This is a genomic window from Succinivibrio sp. (assembly GCF_045124615.1).
Classification (GTDB): domain Bacteria; phylum Pseudomonadota; class Gammaproteobacteria; order Enterobacterales; family Succinivibrionaceae; genus Succinivibrio; species Succinivibrio faecicola.
This window is the reverse complement of record NZ_JBGVMC010000227.1, coordinates 1-4,567: the sequence shown is the minus strand read 5'-3', so window position 1 is coordinate 4,567 and position 4,567 is coordinate 1. Positions and strand designations below refer to the sequence as shown.

The following is a 4,567-nucleotide window of genomic DNA, read 5'->3' as shown; positions in this document are numbered from 1 at the left end:
GCTCTTCATGGTACAGGTGTTGGTAACCTATATGAATCAATTGATGAGGCATATGAAGGTGCAACAACAAGACACAGCGCATCAATGCTTAACCGTATTTTAAGAGCTGCAATTGAAGAGCATGAGCCACCAATTTCAGGTGGTAGAAGAATCAAACTGAAGTTTGCTCATGCCGGTGGTTATAATCCTCCAAGAATTATTATTCACGGTAATAAAGTATCAAAGGTACCAGACTCATATAAGAGATACATAATCAATTGCTACAGAAAATCTCTAAAGATTATGGGCTCACCAGTGATTATTGACTTTAAGGAAGGTGAAAACCCATATGCAAATGAGAAGCCTGCTCAGAAGCGTCAGACTCAGTCTCAGATGAGAGCTGAGAAGAAGAAGGCTGCAAATGAGAGAATGTGGGCAAGAGCCGCTCAAAAGCAGGATAAGGAAGATCAGAAAGCTATTGCAAAAGCACGCCGTGAAGGCACAGGCCTTGTTCTGAAAAAGCGTCCTAAAAAAGCTTCAGAGTCAGCAAAGAGCGTAAAACGCAAATAAAAAAAGTGAGGAGGCAGATTAGTTTCTGGCTCCTCAGAGATTACTATGTGCTATGTTTAAATTATAGGATCGCATAAGCTACAAACAATTTCCTTTCTTATACATTTTGATAACCTTCAAAAACTCGCAAAAATAAGTCTGATCTACTTCAAAAAAAGTATACGAAAATGTCTTGTGCAGAACGAAAAAAACACATAAACCTAAAATTTTGAAAGAAGATCTGTGAGCAAAATTTTATTTTTGTTAGACGCAAGCATGAACTGAACCTTTCTTTTATAAGAGAGGATGTACTATAGGCGACATACTTGGATGTAATAGTATTAAGTTAAATAAGAAAATGACCATTCAAGGTCATTTTCAAATTTAGCAATCAGCTATCGTTATTTATATTTCTTTACGAATTTCTTTAGAGGATCTTCATACTTATCCTTCAAATGTCTAATTCTAGGCAATCTAGTAGCAGGAGTTGTAGGATAATCTTTTCCGACTTTTCCGCCCTTATGATACTTTCTGTGTTCTCCTAGCGAATAATTTGGCATATGAGAATAAATAGATTTTGTTTCATCTAAGAAGTCAGCGATGACATCCATAATCTTGTGGAATTTTTCTAAACACTGCTTTTCATCTAGTGAATTATAAAGAGTGCGAGCTCCGATTATGAAATATGTCTGCAGTGAACCTTCTAAGCTGTTTCCGATATAATAAGTTGCTGCATTTGCTCTAAGATAATAATCAATTTCAGAAACCTGTTCCATTAACTGAATGCCCTCAGTTCTAGAGGAGACTCTTTTACGGATAAGAGAAATGATTTTATCTACAGCACTATTGAATTCTTTCTTATAAAAGATTTCTTCAAAGAATCCATCAGGAACTTCAATAGGTCCTGTTATTTCATTAACAAGACAGTCAAAAACTTCTGATTTATTGATATTCTGATTATTGTCAAAGTTAAGCTCATATGAGTGCATTGATTTGGCAGAATCTATAAGAGCACCGTCTGAGCAGTTTACACAACTTACTTCTACCTTCTCTTCATTTTTGAAAATTCTCAGAATAAAATCTATGTTGTGTGCTGATAATTTATAGAAATAGTTACTTTCAACAGTACCACCAAAATTTCCTGGTACTACGTTAGTCAACTTGTATACACCTCTTGAGGTCTGGTTTCCGTGTTCTTTATAAGTTGCTGTATATTGAGAGTGCAGAGTATAGTCAGTGCCAATTTTCTTTCCGTTATCAAGACCGAACAGATATAGATTTTTGAATCCTAAATACAGCATGCCAGACACGCCCATATTACCTACAAGAGGATTCATTAGCTGAACGCAACGGATCTTTCTAAACTGTTCTGAAAGAGCAGCAACATATTTGATAAAAGGTTCATCAATTTTTCCAAAAATGGCTGTATGCTTGAATCTTGCTGTTGTCTTTGGATGTACTACGTCACCTGTCAGAAGGATCATATCCTGAATAAATTCCTTATCTGGGATCATATCAAGGGATTCTGATATTTCTGGTGTTCTTTCTGTGCAGGCATAGATATCTGGTTTTACACCTGCATGATAGAGAGTTTCAAGGGCAGTACCACAGGCAACAATTATTGCTTTGTCCTGGTTCTTTTTAATAAATTCAATATCATTATCAAGTGAAGGTCCAGAGCCGATAATGAATACAGGCAGTGATGCTAGTTTTTCAGGAAGCTTTGGTTCTTTAAGAACAAATGATTTGCCTGAAAGTACATTGCTTATTGCATGAGATGTGCCGAATAGATGGTCATCAAAAAATCCCATTGCAGCATGCATTGATTCGTAGTCTTTAATTAAAACCTCAGCGATAGCTTTGATCTTATTGTTAGAGTAGTGAACAATACCAAGCCATGTACCTGTTAGGAATCTACCGTGAATATCGTAGAACTTTGTCATATCCTGATAGAATTTCTCAGGACTCTGACCTAGCATCAGGTGAATTCCTAATTTGTTATCTGATAAGTATTTGAGTAAGTTTGCCCAATCAAATGCATAAAGTGATGCATAGAACATATCAAGATCTGGTTCAACAAGGATCAGATTTGCAACTTCTACCTGCTCATAGAGGTATGCAAGTTCATAACCAAGTCCAACACCTAGAAGTACACAGTTAGGTACAGATCCGATTTTCTTTGCTGTAATTGAATAATCTCTTTTTACAGATTCATCGATTTGTACAGCTGATTTTAGATATTTGAAATGAAGCTGACCGTATGGATCTTTTTCAATACCGTATCTTGTCTGGGTAATATTGTTATTAGAAATAATATTGGTAATCTGTTTTTTGCAAAGCTCAAATGGGTCAAAAGTTTTGTACAGAATGTCGTTGCTTTCAATGAAAATCAGATTAGGAATTCCATTGTCTGTACAGAAAAATTCCATTGTCTTTTCTGGTTTATAGTTTTTGAATGTCTTTGCAATGTCAGGCATATATTTTTCAAATGCTTCTATATTTACAGCAAACTGATCAATAAGGTGATCTGCCATTACCTGCTGTTTTTGAGAAAGCTCTTTGATTTTTTCTATATCTGTAAGATCAAGAGACTTTAGCTCATGAGCAATGTTGTCTAAATTTGTATTAGGAGAGAAAAGGACATCTCTTAACTTACTTGAGCTTTTTTCTTCTGTAAACATTTGAAATCCTGCGTTTTAGAATGAGTTCTTTTTTGTCTGACTGTACTTGTCACTTATGTTATGTCTTTTTTTTACGCTTTTGTACAGCTCTTTTACACGATTTTGTTCGGTCTGAATGTATTCTTTTTGAGCATTGATATGTTCGTCATATGCTTTTAGAAATTCAATTGCTTCTTTTTGTTCTGCTTCACTAAGATTAGGAATAAGTTCGCAAAGTTCTTTAACAAGAGATTCATTGATTTCGCCATAATCAAGCGCAAAACCAAGATCCTCTTGTTCTAGCTCTTTGCACAAAGCATTTTCTGTCTCAGTAATTCTTCTTATAAGATCGTCAAGTTTACTCATATATTAAATATAACCCTTGGCCATATGAGCATCATGGTTCAGATCAATATCAAGCTGTTCCTGTGTGCGAAGTGACTGAGCTTCTTTTTGTGCATCTACAGAAATACTTTCCCATGCTGCTTTAATTGGAGCAAATGCCTTCATTGCATCATTTACAGCATCAGCTGTAAGTTCAATAGAAGCATCATTAAGTCTCTTTATCATATATGAGTATATGGTATAAAGGTTAGTAGCTAGTGATTCGCTTTTTGAAAAGTCTAATGTAGACCTCAAATTTTCAATAATTGCGATGGCTGATGAGAGCTTTTTTGACTTTAAGAGCAGATCATTTCTTTCAATAGCACCTTTAGCCTGTGCCATTCTGTCATTAAGACCCTGAAAGAGCATTTTTGTTACAACATAAGGATCTGCAACAGAGAGCTCCGCATTAATGTTGGTTTTTTGATACGCTTTAAGATTTCTTCCGTACATACATCTCTCCTTGCATAATAATTTTTTAGGTGGCAGAAAATTGCCACACTGATATTTAACTTAGCTATATGCAAGAAGAGTGCCTGTTTTTAATTTTGTGGATTTTCCTGAATGAAAAATACCTTGTGACGTGCCTGTCTGTGCATTCTTGAACTGTGAATAAACTGCTGACGAAGACGTGATCTTTTTGCTGTTGTATTGTTTCTTAACAGTCTGTTTGATTTTTTCACTTTTATATCCTCCTATGCCTTAAAGTATATCAGATCATTAAGGTTATGTTCGTCCAAATTTGTAAGATTTCCATTAAGCAAAAGTAATAAAATTTCACATTTAAATAAAGAAAAAAATGCGACGAATGTGGTAAAATACAAAAATGTTTTTTGAGCAATCGCTCAATATTTCAAACTTCAGTAATATACATACAGGAACAATTCTGATGGATATCATTTTAGGTTCTCCAGCCGTCTCCACCTTTAGATTAGATAAGATTACCCAGTCTCTTGCAAAAGAGGGGATAAAGGTAAGCTCAATTAGCACTCATT

The 4,567-nt window shown here is 35.1% G+C and carries 4 protein-coding genes and 1 pseudogene; 1 reads left to right on the top strand and 4 read right to left on the bottom strand.

Annotated elements, in window-relative coordinates; translation table 11 throughout:
* Positions 1–549: pseudogene (locus ACJML3_RS05995) on the top strand (ribosome biogenesis GTPase Der); the annotation flags it as partial.
* A gap of 380 nt (positions 550–929) precedes the next feature.
* Here ACJML3_RS05995 and ACJML3_RS05990 read toward each other — a convergent pair.
* The 4 genes from ACJML3_RS05990 to ACJML3_RS05975 form a co-directional block, all read right to left on the bottom strand.
* Positions 930–3,209: a 6-hydroxymethylpterin diphosphokinase MptE-like protein gene (locus ACJML3_RS05990; RefSeq protein ID WP_406021494.1), complete on the bottom strand. Its 2,280-nt coding sequence runs from the start codon at positions 3,207–3,209 to the stop codon at positions 930–932.
* A gap of 15 nt (positions 3,210–3,224) precedes the next feature.
* Positions 3,225–3,554, bottom strand: a complete 330-nt coding sequence (locus tag ACJML3_RS05985) for a hypothetical protein (protein WP_406021492.1) — start codon at positions 3,552–3,554, stop codon at positions 3,225–3,227.
* 3 nt (positions 3,555–3,557) lie between these two features.
* On the bottom strand, positions 3,558–4,025 hold the full coding sequence (fliS, locus tag ACJML3_RS05980; protein ID WP_406021491.1) for a flagellar export chaperone FliS: 468 nt from the start codon (positions 4,023–4,025) through the stop codon (positions 3,558–3,560).
* Positions 4,026–4,114: 89 nt separating this feature from the next.
* Positions 4,115–4,255, bottom strand: coding sequence for a hypothetical protein (locus ACJML3_RS05975; protein ID WP_219937370.1), 141 nt, complete (start codon positions 4,253–4,255; stop codon positions 4,115–4,117).
* Positions 4,256–4,567 lie beyond the last annotated feature (312 nt).